Genomic DNA, 19207 nt, shown 5'->3' on the forward strand with positions numbered 1-19207 from the left:
TTAATTCCCAAACATCAATGCGGTAAGAACAAAATCTAGCCCTAATACCGCTAGAGAAGAGTGTACTACTGTGCGTGTGGTTGCCTGACTAATACCTTCGGATGTCGGTACTGCATCATAACCATTAAAAAGTGCGATCCAAGTTACGGTGATAGCGAAGACCATGCATTTGATCATACTGTTACCAATATCACGGCCAAGCTCAACGGAAGACTGCATCGCAGACCAGAAACTGCCGTGGTCAATACCTTTCCAATCCACACCGACTAACTGAGCACCCCAAATCCCGACCGCCATAAAAATCATAGCGAGCAGTGGCATAGAAATAAGGCCGGCCCAGAGACGTGGCGCAATAATGCGTTTAAGAGGATCAACCGCCATCATCTCAAGGCTAGAGATCTGTTCCGTTGCTTTCATTAAGCCGATCTCAGCCGTTAATGCTGAACCCGCACGGCCAGCAAACAGAAGTGCTGTCACCACAGGGCCCAATTCCCGTAACAACGAGAGCGCGACCATTTGCCCAAGGTTACCCTCTGCGCCATAGTCGATTAATACGACATAGCCCTGCAGACTGAGTACCATGCCAATAAACAAACCCGAAACTAAAATGATAGCCAATGACTGAACGCCAACGCTATAAAATTGTTTAACTAATAGAGGGAAGTTTTTTAGTTTCGGGATGCCAAACAAAGCCCCAAATAGCATTAGGCTTGCTCGACCAAATGACTCACAGATCGCAAGTGCGCGCTTACCGACACCCGCAATAGTTTTAGCAATCATATTCAAACAAATCCTTTTCTAAGCTATTTGCAGGAAACCTAAATGGCACAGGGCCATCCGATTCACCTTGCAAAAATTGCTGCACTCTTGGGTCGCTGTTGTTGTACAACTCATCAGGAGAACCTGCAGCAATAATTTTCCCATCAGCCATCAAATAAACCCAATCAGCAATGCTCATCACCTCAGGGACATCATGAGAAACGACAATAGAGGTTAAACCCAAGGCTTGATTGAGGTTACGAATCAACTCAACCAAAACACCCATGGTGATTGGATCTTGGCCAACAAAAGGCTCATCATACATAATAAGTTCTGGGTCCAATGCGATCGCACGGGCCAACGCCGCTCGTCTCGCCATACCACCAGACAACTCACTCGGCATTAATTGCGCCGCGCCTCGCAACCCTACCGCCTCAAGCTTAAGCAATACAATGGTACGAATGAATTTTTCGTTAAGTTCAGTGTGCTCTCGCAAAGGAAACGCCACATTATCAAAGACATTAAGATCCGTGAAAAGTGCCCCCGATTGGAAAAGCATGCTCATTTTCTTACGTGCTTGATATAGCTTTCGACGTGGCAATGCAGGGATGTTGTCGCCATCAAACCAAATTTCACCTTCATCTGGTGGTAATTGTCCACCAATCAGACGTAATAAGGTTGTTTTACCGATCCCTGACGGCCCCATGATCGCGGTTATTTTTCCTTGAGGAACTTCTAAACTGATGTCATCAAAGATAATTCGTTCACCGCGTGAGAAGCTGAGATTCTTAACTTTCACAAGCTCAGTGTTCAACATACTTTTGTTGTTTCCTTGCTTTAAAAACGCCAATTATGGCTGCAATAATAATGAGTCTACTTTAGAATTAAAAGCGCTGTTCAATTAATTATTAAAAACAGAAAACAAAGGCAGGGATTTGAAAGCATTGAGAAATTCATTCCTCATCAACATTTCTTTACCACTAACTGGCAATTAATTTGTAGAGTGGCTTCCCTTTTTACCAGCAACAAGTCAAAATTAGCGGTTAATTCTCCGTTTTTATTAATTTTTTAGGAATCATTATGCTTCTTGAAGCGATTGCTTTTCTCGTTATCGGTCTAGGTTTTTTGGTGTGGAGTGCAGATAAGCTGGTTTACGGCGCCGCTGCTCTTGCTCGCAACTTCGGTATTTCACCACTAGTTATCGGTATGACAATCTTAGCAATGGGATCTTCAGCCCCTGAAATGATGGTTTCTGCGACAGCAGCCCTTGATGGTAAAACAGATACGGCGGTAGGTAACGTATTAGGCTCAAACATCGCTAACATCGCGCTGATTTTAGGTATTACAGCCCTTATCAAGCCATTATCGATTAGCTCTGGTGTGATTCGTCGTGAACTACCTTTAATGATAGGTGTCACTCTATTAGCGGGCGCACTGCTTTGGGATAATCACTTAGGTTTCTATGAAGGTGTGTTGTTGTTTGTTCTTTTTGCCGCTTTCTTATTTGCGATGCTGCAAATCAGCCGTAGTGAGAAAAAGAACGGTGATGCCTTTCTTGACGAACAAGAATCTGAAGTTCCAGAAGGCGTGAGCAACCCCAAAGCCGCAATGTGGGTGGTGGGTGGTCTGATTATTCTACCTCTAGCGGCCAACATGTTGGTTGATAACGCGGTTGTTATCGCGAAGTTCTTTGGTATGAGCGACCTTGTGATTGGTTTAACCATTATTGCCGTTGGCACAAGTTTACCTGAACTTGCAGCATCACTAGCCGGTGTTATGAAAGGTGAAGATGATATGGCTGTGGGTAATATCATTGGCTCAAACGTCTTCAATATCCTTGCCGTGATGGGTATCCCGGGCATCCTAAACCCTTCAATCTTGAGCGAGTTTGCAATGGGTCGTGACTTCTGGGTGATGCTAGGCGTATCACTACTCCTTGTTATCATGGCACTAGGAAAATCTCGTAGCGTGAATCGTATCGAAGGCGGCGTGTTAATCGTGACGTTTGTGGCATATCAAAGTTACCTACTAATGAACATGTCAGCTTAATTGTTGATTTAACTTCCCGTACTTGGAGTATTTGATGTCTCAGCCATTTGATTATTGCAGCGTTGCAAAACAAGTTTTGGAAACTGAAGTTGCAGGTCTCACGCAATTAGACCAATATTTTAATGATGATTTTAGCAAAGCTTGCGACCTAATCCTGAACAACAAAGGCAAAGTCGTAGTGATGGGCATGGGAAAATCAGGCCACATTGGTAACAAAATAGCAGCTACACTGGCAAGCACTGGTACATCGGCTTTCTTTGTACACCCAGGTGAAGCGGCGCATGGTGATTTGGGAATGATCGAACCTGGCGATATTGTGATAGCAATATCCAACTCAGGTGAATCAGGAGAAATCCTCAGCCTATTCCCAGTATTAAAGCGTTTAAACATTAAGATTATCAGCATGACTGGCAAGCCGGCATCAAACATGGCGACTTTATCTGATATTCATTTACAGATTTCAGTACCCGAAGAAGCGTGTCCCCTAGGTTTAGCACCAACAACCAGTACTACCGCTACTTTGGTTATGGGTGATGCATTAGCCGTTGCACTTTTACAGGCAAGAGGTTTTACCGCTCAAGATTTTGCACTGTCTCATCCTGGTGGCGCTTTGGGCCGTCAACTGCTGTTGAAACTAGACGACATCATGCACACCGGCGATTCACTCCCAATTGTTGCTCCGGATGCACTAGTTCGAGATGCCCTGTTAGAGATATCTCAAAAAGGCTTGGGTATGACGGCAATCGTCGGTGAATATGGCCAAATGAAGGGCATTTTTACCGATGGTGATTTACGCCGTATCTTAGATAAACGTATTGATATTCATAGCACGCAGATCGGCGATGTAATGACACTGAACCCAACGGTAGCAGAACCAAATATGCTCGCAGTTGAGGGCTTAAATTTGATGCAAGCTAAGAGCATCAATGGCCTGATGTTGTGTGATAATGGCAAATTAGTAGGCGCTTTAAATATGCATGACTTACTGAAAGCAGGAGTAATGTAATGTCACAGGCAATTGAAACCCTTTACGGCACCGTGGATTCACGTGTATTTGCGATAGCAAAAGAGATCAAACTGCTGATTTGCGATGTCGATGGCGTATTCTCAGATGGTCGCATCTACATGGGTAACAATGGTGAAGAGCTAAAAACTTTCCATACGCGCGACGGTTACGGCATTAAATCGTTGATGAACGCGGGCGTTGAAATCGCAATCATCACTGGCCGTAAATCTCAAATTGTTGAGAATCGAATGACCGCTCTCGGTATTAAGCTAATTTATCAAGGTCAGGATGATAAAGTTAAAGCATATCAAGACATTTGCGATAAACTTTCAGTTAATCCTGAAAACACAGGTTATATCGGAGACGATTTAATCGACTGGCCTGTAATGGAAAAGGTTGGCTTGAAGGTATGTGTGGCAGACGGTCACCCATTGCTTGCACAAAGAGCCAACTACGTAACAACCATTAACGGCGGTTACGGTGCAGTACGTGAAGTCTGCGACCTTATTTTACAAGCAAGAAACGAACTCGACGTGCACAAAGGTTTAAGCATATGAGTTTTAATCGTATTATCTACTTAATACTCATCTTTATTGCCTCTTGGTCAGCCTATTACTTGTACGACAAAGAGCAAACTTCGACGATACAAGTAGATCCAAATTTAGAACTGCCCGCGTTTAGTGGCAAGAATCTTGATAATATTAGCTATGACGAAAGCGGTATTCGTAGCTATCAAGTTGAATCGACCAATCTAGAGCACTACTCCGTCGTTGGCGATACACACTTTCAAGCCCCTATTCTTTCAGTATTCCGTGAAGGGCATACGATAGAATGGCGAGTGACCGCTGATCGCGCAATTATGGATGAAAATCAAGTCATCACTTTTTATGACAACGTTGTGGCGAAGAACCTGTTGCCAGATGCTAGTTTCGATACAATGACCACTGATAAAATGGTTGTTGAACTGACTAGCCGAGATTTTTATTCAGACACTCCGGTCCATATGATCGGTACATTTTTTGAAAATGAGGGGCAAGCAATGAAAGGGAACTTCGGTACCAACAATGCGACTCTCTTTAATTCTGTTCAGGGTAGATATGAAACTCTCACACCTTAGTTTATTGGCTTTGACCCTTGCGGCGTCTAATGTCTATGCTCTATCTTCGGATAGCGAGCAGCCTGTCTATATTGATTCAGACAGTCAGCAATTAGATATGAAAAGCAATCAAGTAACCTTTCTTGGCGATGTGAACCTTAAACAAGGTAGCATCAATATCAATGCCGATAAGGTCATTGTTACACGTAATGCCGTCAACGGTGAAATTGAAGAAATACAAGGTTTCGGAAAGCCCGCAACCTTTTCTCAACTTACTGACGATGGGAAAACACTCTATGGTGAAGCTGACGATTTACATTACCAGCTGATTGCCGATAGATTGATCATGACTAAGAACGCGATGCTATCTCAAGATGGCAGTATCATTCGTGGCTCTAAGATTACCTATCAGATCACCTCTCAAAAGTTGGTTGCCGATAGTGATAGCAGTGAGCGTGTATCAACGGTTTTACAACCAGCGGAAGTGAATAAGTAATCATGGCAGTCCTTACAGCAAAGAACCTAGCGAAGACCTACGGAAAACGTAAAGTTGTAACAGACGTAAGCTTGCAAGTAGAGTCAGGTCAGATCGTCGGGCTACTTGGCCCAAACGGTGCAGGTAAAACCACCTCTTTCTATATGATAGTGGGCCTGGTTGCGCGTGATGAAGGTACTATCAGCATTGACGACCGAGACATCAGTATCTTACCAATGCACAGTCGTTCTCGTCTTGGTATCGGTTACCTTCCTCAAGAAGCATCCATTTTTCGTAAATTGTCAGTTGAAGACAACATCATGGCTGTTTTGCAAACGCGCGATGAGATGACTAACGCGCAACGTCAAGACAAGCTGGAAGATCTTCTCGAAGAGTTCCACATCCAACATATTCGAGCGAGTAATGGTATGGCTTTGTCAGGTGGTGAGCGTCGCCGTGTTGAGATTGCTCGTGCGCTAGCAGCAAACCCTCAGTTCATTCTTCTGGACGAACCTTTTGCCGGTGTTGACCCTATATCGGTTATCGATATCAAAAAAATCATTGTTCACTTACGCGATCGCGGCTTAGGCGTTTTGATTACCGACCACAACGTTCGTGAAACATTAGACGTGTGTGAAAAAGCTTACATCGTAAGTCAAGGGCATCTAATAGCTGAGGGAACTCCTGAAGATGTTCTCAATAACGAACAAGTTAAGCAAGTTTATCTAGGCGAACAATTCCGTCTATGATTAGATAGAGAGTATCGAGAGTTCTTAGAATAATAACTAGGTAAGTAACACTGAATGAAACCCTCATTACAACTTAAGCTAGGCCAACAGTTAGCAATGACTCCTCAATTGCAACAAGCGATTCGTTTGTTGCAATTGTCTACTTTGGATTTGCAACAAGAGATTCAAGAAGCACTTGAATCGAACCCACTACTCGATGTCGAAGACGGCAATGAAGATACGCCAACATCGGAAGAAAAACCTAGCAGTGACGAGAAAGAAACAGTTGAAACAGTTGAACAAGACTTACCTGATAGCTCCGATTTGATCGAAAAATCAGAGATCGGCAACGAACTAGAAATCGATACAACTTGGGAAGACGTTTACAGCGCAAACACAGGTAACACTGGCATTGCGATTGATGACGATATGCCCGTTTATCAAGGCGAAACCACACAAAGTCTATACGATTACCTGCTCTGGCAACTCGATTTAACACCATTTACTGAAACTGACCGTAGCATAGCTTTTGCGCTAATTGATGCTATCGATGACCGCGGTTACCTTACCGTATCTTGTGAAGACATCCTTGAGAACTTCGACAACGAAGAGATCGAGCTTGATGAAATTGAAGCCGTTCGTAAACGAATTCAGCAGTTTGATCCGCTAGGTGTCGGTTCTGTGAATCTGCAAGATTGCTTGTTACTGCAATTGGCGACCTTCCCACAAGATACCCCTTGGCTTAACGAAGCTAAGTTAGTACTTACTAGCCATATCGACCAACTCGGCAATCGCGATTACAAACTGGTTATCAAAGAGACCAAGTTGAAAGAAGCGGAACTACGCGAAGTTTTGCAATTAATCCAACAGCTGGACCCTCGCCCTGGAAGCAAGATCACGCCAGACGAAACCGAGTATGTGGTTCCTGACGTATCCGTCTTCAAAGAGCTTGGGAAATGGTTGGTCACCATCAATCCAGATAGCGTGCCAAAACTAAAAGTAAATCAACAATACGCGGCCCTTAGTAGCAAAGGCAGTAGTGCTGACAACCAATTTATCCGCTCAAATTTGCAAGAAGCAAAATGGCTAATTAAAAGTCTAGAGAGCCGAAATGAAACACTACTAAAAGTCGCTCGGTGTATTGTTGAACATCAACGCGGTTTCTTCGAACATGGCGCAGAAGCCATGAAGCCGATGGTACTGAATGATGTGGCTTTAGCTGTTGATATGCACGAATCCACGATCTCTCGTGTGACGACTCAAAAATTCATGCACACACCGCGTGGCATCTTCGAACTCAAGTACTTTTTCTCAAGCCATGTCAGCACTGACAATGGCGGTGAATGTTCATCTACAGCAATTCGCGCACTCATTAAGAAGCTTGTCGCAGCGGAAAATACCGCAAAGCCTCTAAGTGATAGTAAGATTGCTGCTTTACTGGCTGACCAAGGAATTCAGGTAGCTAGACGTACCATAGCGAAATACCGTGAATCTCTGGGCATTGCCCCATCGAGTCAGCGTAAACGCCTGCTATAAACTAAAGTAGTTAGCTCTTTATTCATTAACGATTGATTAGTTAACTATTAATTTAGTTGTAACCTGGCAACCAACTGAAAAGGAAAGTCTATGCAAATCAATATTCAAGGCCATCACGTTGATCTTACCGATTCAATGCAAGACTATGTTCACACCAAATTCGACAAACTTGAGCGCTTCTTTGATCATATCAATAGTGTTCAAGTTGTTTTAAAAGTTGAGAAAATCAATCAAATCGCAGAAGCTACCCTGCATATAAATCAAGGGGAAATTCATGCGACAGCAACAGATGAAAGCATGTATGCCGCGATTGATTCATTGGTTGATAAACTTGTTCGCCAACTCAACAAGCACAAAGAAAAACTAAGTAGTCACTAACATGCAATTAAGCGAAGTACTTTCATTGGACTGCACTAAAAGTGCAGTCCAATGCACAAGCAAAAAAAGAGCCCTTGAGCTGATCAGTCAAATCGCAGCAGAAAGCTGCGGTCAAGATTCAACAGAACTGTTTGAGTGCATGCTGAGCCGTGAAAAAATGGGCAGTACAGGTATCGGTAACGGTATTGCGATTCCCCATGCACGCATGAATGTCAGTGATAAAGCGATTGCTGTATTAATACAATGCCAAGACCCAATCGAATTTGATGCTATCGATAACCGCCCAGTTGATCTACTGTTTGCTCTACTTGTTCCTAGTGAACAATGTAAAGAGCATCTGAAAACCCTTTCTTGTATGGCAGAGCGACTTAACGACAAGCAGACTCTTAAACAGTTGCGTAATGCTCAAAGCGATCAAGAGCTTTACGACATCATGATTCAAGTGCCAACTTGCGAGTAATAACATGCGATTAATCGTTGTTAGTGGCCAGTCAGGAGCCGGGAAAAGTGTTGCGCTACGAGTTCTTGAAGACTTGGGGTATTACTGTGTTGATAACCTACCAGTAAACCTGCTCAACGACTTCGTCGAATCGGTACGCGAGATCAATCAAAACGTCGCTGTTAGCATTGATATTCGTAACCTACCAAAAGAGCCTCAGTTAGTTACAGAAACGCTAGACCAGCTAGAAGCCGCCACAGATATAGACCTAAACGTCTTATTTCTAGATGCGAGTAAACAGACGCTACTCAAGCGCTACAGCGAAACACGCAGAATTCATCCTTTATCGATCGGCCAAGAAAAACTCTCTCTTGAACAAGCTATTGATTTAGAAAAAACACTTCTGACTCCTCTTGTAGAGCAAGCCAGCATTGTGATTGATAGCAGTGACTGTAACCTCTACGAATTGAGTGAACAGGTTCGTTTCAAAGTTGAGGGCAAAGAAAAACAAGAACTCATTATCGTTTTTCAGTCTTTCGGCTTTAAGTTCGGCCTACCAAGTGATGCCGATTATGTGTTTGATGTTCGATTTCTGCCAAACCCTCACTGGGAACCGGCACTACGACCATTGACAGGACTTGATGCACCAATTCACTCTTTCCTAGAGAAACACGCTGAAGTTCTTGAACTCAAGCAACAAATTCAAGGCTTTGTTGAGCAGTGGTTACCCATGTTAGAGAAGAATAATCGCAGTTACCTAACGGTCGCGATTGGTTGCACTGGCGGCAAACACCGCTCAGTTTATCTAACTCAGAAAATTGGTGAATACTTCGAACAACTCGGTCATCAAGTTCAAATCAGACATGCCTCCCTAGAGAAGCACCAACAGGGCTAACCATGGAATTAACTCGAACTGTACTGATCCAAAATCGCTTGGGTCTTCACGCTAGAGCAGCCGTAAAATTAGTTGAGCTTGCCCAAAGCTTTGATGCAACTATCACTATCCATAGCGAAGAAGATAAAATCGCAACTGCAGACAGTGTGATGGGTTTGCTTATGCTGGAATCAGCGCAAGGGCAACACATCACGATCCAAGCTATAGGCACCGATTCACAACAAGCACTTGATGCTGTTTGCCACCTCATTGAAGACAAGTTTGATGAGGGTGAGTAGCGAAAACGAGTCACTCACAACACTGAAGACTCAAACTTCGAACCAACCAGTATTAAATCTTAGTTCTAGCTAAGTTTATGATTTAAATAAGCCCCAGAATTAAGTTACTATTCCAAGCATTGTTAGAATAATGAAATAGGAGGAAAATATGGCAGAGCAATTAGAATTCGACCAAGCTCACCAAACCCTCCAAGAAGTCAGCGAAGCCCTAGAAAACGGCCGATTTGTTCACGTACGTCGACAACTTCAGGACATGGAACCTGAAGATATTGCACACCTTTTAGAAGCCTCCCCTCGCAAAAGTCGTGACGTACTCTGGCAACTCACCGATCCAGAAGACTACGGTGAAATTCTTGATGAACTAAACGAAGACGTCAAAGATGCGCTTGTGTCGAAAATGGCACCAGAAACCTTGGCAGAAGCAACAGAAGGTATGGAAACCGATGACGTCGCGTACGTACTTCGAAGCCTACCCGACGATGTTTCTCGCGAAGTCCTTTCTCAAATGGACTCAGTTGATCGTGCATTAGTAGAAACCGCCCTTTCGTACCCAGAAGATTCAGCGGGTGCGATCATGAATACCGACGTAATCACGATTCGTGGCGACGTCGATGTCGACGTTGTATTGCGCTATATGCGTATGCGTGGCGAATTGCCCGACGCAACCGATGCTCTGTATGTTATTGATGAAGAAGAACGTCTGATCGGTAACCTATCGCTTACCACACTAGTAACGACTCAGCCCGATGTTCCGGTTTCCGAAGTGATGGAAGATGCTGACGAAGCGATCGCGGTTGAAACCAGTGCTTCCGATATCGCCAGTCTGTTCGAACGTCGTAATTGGGTTTCTGCCCCCGTTGTTGATAGTAACCAGCATCTTGTTGGTCGTATCACTATCGATGACGTGGTTGATGTTATCCGTGAAGATGCCGAGCACTCAATGATGAGCATGGCGGGTATGGACGATGACGAAGATACCTTCGCTCCAGTCGTAAAATCTGCTCGTCGTCGTAGTGTCTGGTTGGGTGCTAACGTACTCGCAGCACTTGCTGCTGCATCCGTTTCAAATATGTTTGAAGCAACACTCGACCAAATGGCAGCGATTGCAGTTCTAATGACTATCGTACCTTCAATGGGCGGGGTTGCTGGTAACCAAACCGTTGCACTTGTGATTCGTGGTTTAGCACTCGGTCATATCGGTGACAGTAACAAACGCGAACTACTACTCAAAGAGGCGGCCATCGGCTTCCTAAACGGCGTGTTATGGGCTGTTATCATTGGCGGTATAGTGGTTGCTTGGAAAGGTAACTGGATACTGGGAGGCATCATCTCAGCGGCAATGATGACCAACTTGATTGTCGCTGGTATCGCCGGTGTAACCATCCCAGTAATGCTGAAAAAGATGAATATCGACCCGGCATTGGCAGGCGGTATGGCTCTGACCACAGTAACCGATGTTATTGGCCTATCGGTGTTCTTAGGCTTAGCAACCATACTGATCTAGTTATCATAAGCAGCTAGCCAATTTTTGGCGAAATACAGAAAACCAAAAGGGAGCCATCGGCTCCCTTTTTTAATTCATCATATTGGCGCTAACTTAATTACTCACCCGCGACCTTCATCGACTCAAGCAAGATAGAACCCGTTTGAATTTGTGAACGCGTTTCGACATCGTTACCAACCGCAACAATCTGAGTGAACATGTCTTTTAGGTTACCCGCGATCGTCACTTCAGATACTGGGTATTGGATTTCTCCATTCTCAACCCAGAAACCTGCTGCGCCACGTGAATAATCACCGGTCACGGTATTAACGCCTTGACCCATTACTTCAGTCACAAGGAAGCCGGTGCCTAGCTCTTTTAGCATCTGCTCAAAGTTTTGACCCGTTGATTTAACAAACCAGTTATGGATACCACCCGCATGACCTGTTGGTGTCATATCCATTTTACGTGCGGCATAGCTAGTTAGCAGGTAAGTTGCTAACACACCATCCGTGATGATTTCACGATCTTGAGTGAACACACCTTCGCTATCGAATGGGCTTGAAGCCAAACCACGTAAGATATGAGGGCGCTCAGAAATGTTAAACCAGTCAGGTAAAATTTTCTGACCTAGGTGATCCAATAAGAACGATGACTTACGGTATAGGTTACCACCACTGATCGCCATCACAAGGTGGCCAATCAAGCCAGTAGCGACATCGTTAGCGAACATTATTGGGTATTGGCCTGTTGGTAGTTTTTTCGCATCCAAACGGCTAATGGTCTTTTCTGCTGCTTCTTGACCTACGCGCTCAGGCGTCCATAGCTCATCACGGTGACGTGCAACGGTGTAGCTGTAGTCTCGCTCCATCTCACCGTTAGCGCCTTGTCCAATCACACAGCAGCTCGTGCTATGGCGACTTGAAGCATAGCTGGCTAGTAAGCCATGGCTGTTACCATAAACCTTAACGCCATAATGGCTGTCGTAGCTTGCGCCATCACTCTGTTTGATCTTGTCGCTATAAGCTAACGCTTGCTTCTCAGCTGCAATCGCAATCTCAGCGGCATAGTCAGGGTTTGGTTCATCAGGGTGGAAAAGATCCAAGTCTGGAATTTCTTTTACCATGTATTCTTTTGCTGCAGGACCAGCAAACGGGTCTTCAGAAGTGTACTGAGCGATATCAAGCGCAGCCGCGACTGTTTGAGCAATTGCCTTCTCACTCAGATCAGATGTAGATGCGCTGCCTTTTTTCTGACCGCGGTAAACAGTAATACCTAGAGCACCATCACTATTAAATTCAACGTTTTCCACTTCACACATACGTGTTGAAACACTTAAACCCGTTGACTTAGTAATAGCAACCTCAGCGGCGTCTGCACTCACTGATGCCATATCCAACGCTTTAGCTACTGCGGCTTCTAGCTCAACTCGTTGTTGGGCGACTTGCTGTTTTACATCCATATCTATTCTAATTTTTTAGGTCAATATTACGTAGGATAACAAGAATTTCGCTTTCTCCCCAAGATTCTTGCTAAAATAGGCAATATATTCGTTTGAGATAGTGACATAGGCAGAAAAGATGGCTCGCAAAAACCAAAAAGCCCCATGGGAACCAGAAGAAGAAATCATCTGGGTAAGTAAGACAGAAATGAAAACGGACATGGACGCCCTGCAAAAGCTGGGAGAAGAGCTTGTTGACCTAAAGCCTTCTGTATTAGACAAATTTCCGCTGTCTGAAGATTTGGCACAAGCGATTAAAGATGCACAACGCTTTAAAAATGAAGCGAAGCGCCGTCAACTTCAATACATTGGTAAAGTAATGCGCAGTGTCGATCCAGAGCCAATTCAAGCGGCTTTAGATAAGATTCGCAACAAACACTCTCAAGCAACAGTTGAACTGCACAAACTAGAACAACTGCGTGATCGTGTTGTTGCAGAAGGCGATGCGGCCATTTCAGACGTTATGGAAATGTACCCGGAAGCTGACCGTCAACGTCTTCGTCAGCTCGCTCGTCAAGCTAACAAAGAGAAAGCGGCAAATAAACCGGCTAAGTCTTCTCGTGAAATATTCCAAATCTTAAAAGAGCTAAAGCTGGGCGACTAATCTTCGCCGCCCTTTAATCAGAAAGATAATAAAAGACCTAGCGCATGCTAGGTCTTTTTGTTTTTGACGCACTCGATATCAAGAAGCTCTCAATATCAATAAGTACTCAATATTAAGAAGTACTCACAGGAGTGAAAAATTATCATTCACCCGCTTTAACAAACGAGCTTAGCTCTTGCTGTGGATGTTCAGCCGTCAGTGTCTCTATCGAGTCTGCAACCAACACCTTACCTAGCGCTACAAAAACGAACTTATTTGCGATACTGCGTGCATCACCTAAGTGGTGAGTAACCATCAATACCGTAATGTTTCGCTCGGCGGCTAATCGCCTAACAAGGTTAAGCATTTCCTCACGAAGCAAAGGGTCAAGCGCAGAGAAAGGTTCATCAAGCAGCCAAATATCATGAGGCTGAACAAAGCATCTAGCTAACGCGACACGCTGACGTTGACCGCCCGATAAGTGCTCAGGCAATCTATCTAAATACTCCGCGACACCCACTTGTGCAGCGGCCTGTTCGACTTCGTGCTTTTGAGTTGCCGTAAGCTTTAACCCTGGATGCAAGCCTAAGCCAATATTTTCACGTACGGTGAGATGGGCAAACAAATTGTGCTCTTGAAACAACATCGCTAATGGACGCTGATGTGCTTCTTTGCCAATCAGTGATTGTCCCGCTACAGAGATCTCACCCGAAGTGGGCTCAATAAACCCAGCAACCAATGCCAACAGCGTTGATTTACCTGCGCCACTTGGCCCCATCAGCGCAACAATATCGCCCTGCTCAGCTTGAAAATCAAAGCAAAACAACTCTCTGTGATAGTGGTAGTCCACATCTTTCATCACTAACATCATCGGTTCCTCAACTCTTTAGCATCGAGCTTAGATCTTCGAGTAAATAAAAATTCAATCAGGCTAAAGCTGCCAACACTCAGTAACAGTAAGCTCACGGAAACCACAGCTGCGGCTTCCATTTGATAGCTGCCTAACAATTGGAATAGGTACAAAGGCAGAGTTCTAAAATCTTGGCTACCAAACAAAGCAATCGCACTTAAGTCACCCATTGCTAACATAAAGCTGATCGAGAAAGCTTGTGCCATCGGTTTTCGCAATGCACGCCACTCCACTAGCCTAAAACGCGTGAAACCAGTCATTCCCAAACTTGCGCACACATACTGATACTGCTGAGACAAATGCAGCATAGGTTGAGCCAAGGTTTTAATTACGTAAGGAAGCGCCATTAAACTGTTTACTGCAATCACGATAAAGAAAGCTAAGCTGAAAACATCGGTGAATGAACGCAGTAATAAGAAGAGCCCCGTACTGATCACAAGCCCGGGAGTAACTAAGATAATAGTGCCAATCAGCTCGATTTTATCGGCTCGAAAATTCTTATTCTGTAAGCGCCATGCTCGACTAGTCAGCAGTATGGCGATACCAATACCAACCGCGATAACACTTGCTAATGACGCGACTTTAACCGAGGTCATTAACGCAGCCCAAAACGGCTCGCTGCTCAGTACGATTAATGCCTGCGAGTTAATGCCACTGACGATAACCATAGCTAATGGCGGCAATACCAGCATTGAGACGGTGATGATCCAAAAGCTATCCCAAGCTTTTGACCACGAGCTATCCTTAACCAAATATTTCTCTTCCGACAATTGACTGGCTGTCACTGAAATAGGTTTCGATAGGCGTTGAATGCTCACAGCTAGCATACCACACAGCAGCATTTGCCATATCGCGAGCAAGGCACCAGCCTGCAGGTCAAAGTCGAATTTAATCGCCTGATAAATAGCGAGTTCGATAGTGGTTGATTTAGGTCCACCGCCGAGTGCCATCACGGTAGCAAAGCTGGTAAAACACAGCATGAAGACCAAACCACACACATGTGGCAGTTGCTGTCTTAAGCGAGGCCATTCAACCCATCTGAATTTGTTCCAATGACTCATACCCAAATGAGCACACAGCTTATGCTGCTCGGCAGGTACGATATCTAAAGCTTGTAAAAGTAAACGGCTAGCATAAGGCAGGTTAAAGAAAACGTGCGCCAGCAAAATACCATTCAACCCATAAATCGAGAATGGCAGTTTAATATCGAAGTTCGCCAGAAATTTAGCTAACCAACCACTGTTTCCATAAATAGCTAGCAAACCAAATACGCCAACTAATACGGGCAAAACCAAGGTCGAAGCAAACAGCCTTAACAACAAGGCCCGTCCAAAAAATTGTCTGCGACACAGAGCATGAGCAATAGGTATAGCAAAGCCAACACTCAGCATCGTTGAGAGTGTCGCTTGATAGAAACTGAATTTCGTTACATGCCAATAGTAAGGATCGGACCATACTTGGCTGATATCAAGAGAAGGGGCATTGCTAAGCAATGCCCCAACTGCTGAAACCACGAAGGTGGTAATGAGTATCGCAACCCAAACCCCGACCTTAGGTGTTTTCTTTATCATAAATTGATTTTTTACCGTAAATGGTTCACTCCAAACATAACGAATGAACCTTTAAATACAGAAAGCTAGTTTTTTAAAAGTACGTTAGAAAACTCATGTTCCTAAATAATAAGTTAAATCGTAAGTTAAAAAGTAAGCGCATTCTGCCATTCACGAATCCAAGGCTTACGCTTCTCGGCGATCTCTTCTGGTGTGAAGCTTAGCGCTTTCTGAGGAACCGTAAGTTGCTCGAACCCTTTTGGTAGCTCAACATCGGTCACTGGGTACATCCAGTTGCCAGTAGGCATCGCCGATTGGAACTCATCACTTAAGATAAATGCCATAAACTCACCGGCAAGCTTTTCGTTCTTGCTACCTTTAACCTTCGCTGCCACTTCCACTTGAGTGTAATGACCTTCTTCAAAGCTTGCAGCTGCGTACTTAGAATCACTTTCTGCAATGATGTGATAAGCCGGAGACGTTGTGTAAGACAACACTAAATCAGACTCGCCTTCTAGGAACATAGAGTAAGCTTCAGACCAACCTTTAGTCACAGTCACCGTTTTCTGAGCAAGCTTCTTCCATGCTGCAGTTGCTTCATCACCGTAAACCGACTTCATCCATAGCATCATGCCTTGGCCTGGTGTTGATGTACGTGGATCTTGATAGATAACCTTAAGATCGTCACGTTGCTCAACCAGTTCTTTCAGGCTCTTTGGCGGGTTTGCTAGCTTCTCTTTGTTATAGATAAACGCAAAGTAACCAAAATCATAAGGAACAAAGGTACTGTCGTTCCAACCGTTAGGAAGCGTCACAGATGATGTATCAACACTGTGCTCAGCCAATAAGCCTGTAGATTTCGCTTCAGCCATGAGATTATTATCTAGGCCTAAGATGATGTCAGCTTTGCTGTTGCCACCTTCAAGACGTAAGCGGTTTAGAATAGACACACCATCTTCTAACGCGACAAAATTCACATCACAACCACACTTTTCTTCGAATGCTTTTTCAACGGCAGGACGAGGGCCCCAATCCGCAGCAAAAGAGTCGTAAGTGTAAACCGTTAAGGTGTTGTCTGCTGCGAAGGCAGAAAAAGAGATGGCTGTAGTAACAGCAAGAGTTGTTAATGTTAATTTCACTGGACGCTCTCCATGGTCTGAGCGGCACAGGTTTGAGGGAGGAGAACGGTAGAGGTTGTTCCTAACTCAATTCCTACGCCAGCATTATCTGGTTCAGGTTTACGGGTCCCAAGTGTCTGCTTGATCTCAGCTCGCATTCATTATTTGAATGGTTCGCTCCCCGATGAGTGTTCAGGATTGTAATTTGATTTTTAACAATAAGCCATCAAGTTTGGATCAATTACGTTGATCGTAACCCCAACGTGGCACTAAACCTTGCTCGATACCAAGATGGTCTAGAATGCGTGCCACCATAAAGTCGACCAGGTCTTCAATCGACTTAGGTTGATGATAAAAACCCGGAGCTGCAGGCATAATCGTCACGCCCATGGTCGAGAGTTTGTGCATATTCTCTAAATGCAACGTAGAAAATGGCGTCTCACGAACCACCAACAACAACTGTCCTCGCTCTTTCATAACCACGTCGGCTGCACGCTCGATTAAGTTATCTGATAGGCCATGAGCAATCGATGCCAAGCTTCCTGCAGAGCATGGACACACCACCATCTGCTTCGGTGCTGCTGAACCAGATGCAACCGGTGAGAACCAATCATCTTTGCCACACACCACCAGCTTTTCTGGGTCGCAATCTAAATGCTTAACCAAAGCTTGTTTCGCAGCATCTGGCCCAGCAGGTAACTTAAGTTCATGCTCGGTCGCCAACACCACTCGCGCTGCCGATGATATCAGCAAGTAGACCTGATAATCGGCGGCCAAAAGGTATTCAAGTAAACGCAGGCCATAAGGCGCACCGGATGCACCAGTGAAAGCCAGAGTTATCGCTTTATCGTGTTTTGTCATGTTCTCAATTACTTCAAATTATAAGGTCGAGGATGCGTTAACCTTTGAGTGCCAATCCATCCAACAGTTTCTGGTGAATACCACCAAAGCCACCATTACTCATTACCAAGATTTGGTCACCCGCTTGTGCCTCAGAGACAATTTTAGCAACGAATGCATCCATGTTATCACTCACGTGCGCGGGTTGGTTACACGCATCGGCGACGTCTTGTACTGACCAATCAATGTTATCGGGTTGGAATAAGTAAGTAGAATCCGCTTGCTTCAACGAATCAGCCAGCGTTTCTTTGTGCACTCCACGTTTCATTGTGGCAGAACGAGGCTCTAAAACGGCAATTATTTTTTTCGTGTCGACCTTATTACGTAAACCGCCCAGCGTAAGTTCAATTGCCGTTGGGTGATGAGCAAAATCGTCATAGACAGAAACGCCTGCCACTTCGCCTTTAAACTCTAGACGACGTTTGGTGTTGATGAACTTCGCCAACGATTCACACGCTAAATCAGGTGTCACCCCTACATGTCGCGCAGCTGCAATCGCCATCAAAGCATTATTGACGTTATGGTCGCCAACCAAATCCCAGTCGACAGTTCCTACGCATTCGCCTTGGAAGTACACTCCAAATTGAGACCCGTCTTTGACCAGCTTCTTGGCATCCCAATCACCTTGTTCACCACTCGATTCTGTCTCACTCCAGCATCCGCGAGATAAAACATCTTGAATCGCCGTATCTTCTTTAGGAGAGAAAATTCGGCCATTACCTGGCACAGTGCGCACTAAGTGGTGGAACTGACGCTTAATCGCCTCAAGATCATCGAAGATGTCAGCATGATCGAACTCGAGGTTATTCATTACCAAGGTTCTTGGGTGGTAGTGAACGAACTTAGATCGTTTATCAAAAAAAGCACTGTCGTATTCGTCAGCTTCGACCACGAAGAACATGCTTTCACCAAGGCGAGCAGAGATACCAAAGTTACCTAACACGCCGCCCACTAAGAAGCCAGGCGCATAGCCACAGTCTTCTAAAATCCAAGCCAGCATGCTCGATGTTGTTGTCTTGCCATGCGTTCCCGATACCGCTAATACCCAACGATCATGCAACAAGAACTCTTGCAACCATTGCGGGCCTGAGGTGTATCTAAGGTTGTTATCCAATACATACTCAACACACGGGTTGCCACGACTCATCGCATTACCAATCACCACGAGATCAGGCCTTGGTTCTAACTGGCTTGGGTTAAACCCTTCAATAATTTCAATCCCTTGAGACTCCAACAAAGTGCTCATTGGTGGGTAAACATTCGCGTCACTACCGGTAACCTTGTGACCTAATTGACGAGCCAATACCGCAGCACCTCCCATGAAGGTGCCACAAATTCCTAAGATATGAATATGCATAAATTGCTTCCAAACGCTTGGCTAAATGAACCATGTCTAAATCAAACTACTGCACTCATTATCATTAAATGGCGATTAAAAGCGAGTAGCAATGCAAAACAAATTTAGTCGACATAGTAAGTGAGATCTGCGTCGCTTAGTTCATTACCATTAAAAAGATCTAACC

General features: G+C 44.6%; 21 protein-coding genes and 1 riboswitch. Of the genes, 13 read left to right on the forward strand and 8 right to left on the reverse strand.

Annotated elements, in window-relative coordinates; all coding sequences use genetic code 11:
- Together mlaE and mlaF are read right to left on the reverse strand one after the other, a co-directional pair.
- Nucleotides 1–780: a lipid asymmetry maintenance ABC transporter permease subunit MlaE gene (gene mlaE / locus AB4232_RS15170; RefSeq protein ID WP_009847733.1), complete on the reverse strand. Its 780-nt coding sequence runs from the start codon at nt 778–780 to the stop codon at nt 1–3.
- Complete coding sequence (mlaF, locus tag AB4232_RS15175; protein WP_009847734.1) at nt 770–1576, reverse strand: phospholipid ABC transporter ATP-binding protein MlaF; 807 nt, start codon at nt 1574–1576, stop codon at nt 770–772. Before mlaF ends, mlaE begins: the two co-directional genes overlap by 11 nt.
- Before the next feature lie 263 nt (nt 1577–1839).
- Here mlaF and AB4232_RS15180 point away from each other — a divergent pair, with 263 nt between their 5' ends.
- From AB4232_RS15180 to mgtE, 12 genes are all read left to right on the forward strand, one after another.
- Entirely contained in the window at nt 1840–2808 is a 969-nt protein-coding gene (locus AB4232_RS15180; RefSeq protein ID WP_372087451.1) for a calcium/sodium antiporter, read from the forward strand.
- Between the two features lie 34 nt (nt 2809–2842).
- Nucleotides 2843–3814, forward strand: a complete 972-nt coding sequence (gene kdsD / locus AB4232_RS15185) for an arabinose-5-phosphate isomerase KdsD (RefSeq protein ID WP_372087452.1) — start codon at nt 2843–2845, stop codon at nt 3812–3814.
- A complete protein-coding gene (gene kdsC / locus AB4232_RS15190) occupies nt 3814–4371 on the forward strand; it encodes a 3-deoxy-manno-octulosonate-8-phosphatase KdsC (RefSeq protein ID WP_086048681.1) in 558 nt (185 codons plus the stop codon). Before kdsD ends, kdsC begins: the two co-directional genes overlap by 1 nt.
- The gene (gene lptC / locus AB4232_RS15195; protein WP_372087453.1) at nt 4368–4931 is read left to right on the forward strand and encodes an LPS export ABC transporter periplasmic protein LptC; all 564 of its coding nucleotides are present in this window, start codon (nt 4368–4370) and stop codon (nt 4929–4931) included. Before kdsC ends, lptC begins: the two co-directional genes overlap by 4 nt.
- Entirely contained in the window at nt 4912–5406 is a 495-nt protein-coding gene (gene lptA / locus AB4232_RS15200) for a lipopolysaccharide transport periplasmic protein LptA (RefSeq protein WP_009847739.1), read from the forward strand. The genes lptC and lptA overlap by 20 nt, the downstream gene beginning before the upstream one ends.
- A gap of 2 nt (nt 5407–5408) precedes the next feature.
- Entirely contained in the window at nt 5409–6134 is a 726-nt protein-coding gene (gene lptB / locus AB4232_RS15205; RefSeq protein WP_009847740.1) for an LPS export ABC transporter ATP-binding protein, read from the forward strand.
- Nucleotides 6135–6188: 54 nt separating this feature from the next.
- A complete protein-coding gene (locus AB4232_RS15210) occupies nt 6189–7649 on the forward strand; it encodes an RNA polymerase factor sigma-54 (protein ID WP_009847741.1) in 1461 nt (486 codons plus the stop codon).
- Nucleotides 7650–7739: 90 nt separating this feature from the next.
- Nucleotides 7740–8027: a ribosome hibernation promoting factor gene (gene hpf, locus AB4232_RS15215; protein WP_009847742.1), complete on the forward strand. Its 288-nt coding sequence runs from the start codon at nt 7740–7742 to the stop codon at nt 8025–8027.
- 1 nt (nt 8028) lies between these two features.
- The gene (ptsN, locus tag AB4232_RS15220) at nt 8029–8487 is read left to right on the forward strand and encodes a PTS IIA-like nitrogen regulatory protein PtsN (RefSeq protein ID WP_009847743.1); all 459 of its coding nucleotides are present in this window, start codon (nt 8029–8031) and stop codon (nt 8485–8487) included.
- Between the two features lie 4 nt (nt 8488–8491).
- Nucleotides 8492–9361: an RNase adapter RapZ gene (gene rapZ, locus AB4232_RS15225; protein WP_017097544.1), complete on the forward strand. Its 870-nt coding sequence runs from the start codon at nt 8492–8494 to the stop codon at nt 9359–9361.
- A 2-nt stretch (nt 9362–9363) separates the two neighbouring features.
- Complete coding sequence (locus AB4232_RS15230; RefSeq protein ID WP_372087454.1) at nt 9364–9639, forward strand: HPr family phosphocarrier protein; 276 nt, start codon at nt 9364–9366, stop codon at nt 9637–9639.
- Between the two features lie 148 nt (nt 9640–9787).
- The gene (gene mgtE / locus AB4232_RS15235) at nt 9788–11143 is read left to right on the forward strand and encodes a magnesium transporter (protein WP_012604872.1); all 1356 of its coding nucleotides are present in this window, start codon (nt 9788–9790) and stop codon (nt 11141–11143) included.
- Nucleotides 11144–11240: 97 nt separating this feature from the next.
- On the opposite strand, the gene pmbA is transcribed toward mgtE, so the two are convergent.
- Complete coding sequence (gene pmbA, locus AB4232_RS15240; RefSeq protein WP_017058910.1) at nt 11241–12584, reverse strand: metalloprotease PmbA; 1344 nt, start codon at nt 12582–12584, stop codon at nt 11241–11243.
- A 118-nt stretch (nt 12585–12702) separates the two neighbouring features.
- Between pmbA and yjgA the strand changes: the two genes are divergently transcribed.
- A complete protein-coding gene (gene yjgA, locus AB4232_RS15245; RefSeq protein ID WP_009847748.1) occupies nt 12703–13227 on the forward strand; it encodes a ribosome biogenesis factor YjgA in 525 nt (174 codons plus the stop codon).
- 142 nt (nt 13228–13369) lie between these two features.
- Here yjgA and thiQ read toward each other — a convergent pair whose 3' ends face one another.
- From thiQ to mpl, 5 genes are all read right to left on the reverse strand, one after another.
- Nucleotides 13370–14074: a thiamine ABC transporter ATP-binding protein gene (gene thiQ / locus AB4232_RS15250; protein WP_009847749.1), complete on the reverse strand. Its 705-nt coding sequence runs from the start codon at nt 14072–14074 to the stop codon at nt 13370–13372.
- Nucleotides 14074–15687, reverse strand: a complete 1614-nt coding sequence (thiP, locus tag AB4232_RS15255; RefSeq protein ID WP_372087455.1) for a thiamine/thiamine pyrophosphate ABC transporter permease ThiP — start codon at nt 15685–15687, stop codon at nt 14074–14076. Before thiP ends, thiQ begins: the two co-directional genes overlap by 1 nt.
- A 125-nt stretch (nt 15688–15812) precedes the next feature.
- Nucleotides 15813–16805, reverse strand: coding sequence for a thiamine ABC transporter substrate binding subunit (thiB, locus tag AB4232_RS15260; protein WP_017103696.1), 993 nt, complete (start codon nt 16803–16805; stop codon nt 15813–15815).
- Nucleotides 16806–16858: 53 nt separating this feature from the next.
- Nucleotides 16859–16978, reverse strand: a riboswitch (TPP riboswitch).
- A gap of 43 nt (nt 16979–17021) precedes the next feature.
- A complete protein-coding gene (locus AB4232_RS15265) occupies nt 17022–17645 on the reverse strand; it encodes a flavin prenyltransferase UbiX (protein ID WP_372087456.1) in 624 nt (207 codons plus the stop codon).
- A gap of 37 nt (nt 17646–17682) precedes the next feature.
- Nucleotides 17683–19041, reverse strand: coding sequence for a UDP-N-acetylmuramate:L-alanyl-gamma-D-glutamyl-meso-diaminopimelate ligase (gene mpl / locus AB4232_RS15270; protein WP_372087457.1), 1359 nt, complete (start codon nt 19039–19041; stop codon nt 17683–17685).
- Nucleotides 19042–19207: the final 166 nt, after the last annotated feature.

This window comes from Vibrio sp. 10N.286.46.A8 (assembly GCF_041470165.1).
Taxonomy (GTDB): Bacteria; Pseudomonadota; Gammaproteobacteria; order Enterobacterales; family Vibrionaceae; genus Vibrio; species Vibrio tasmaniensis_A.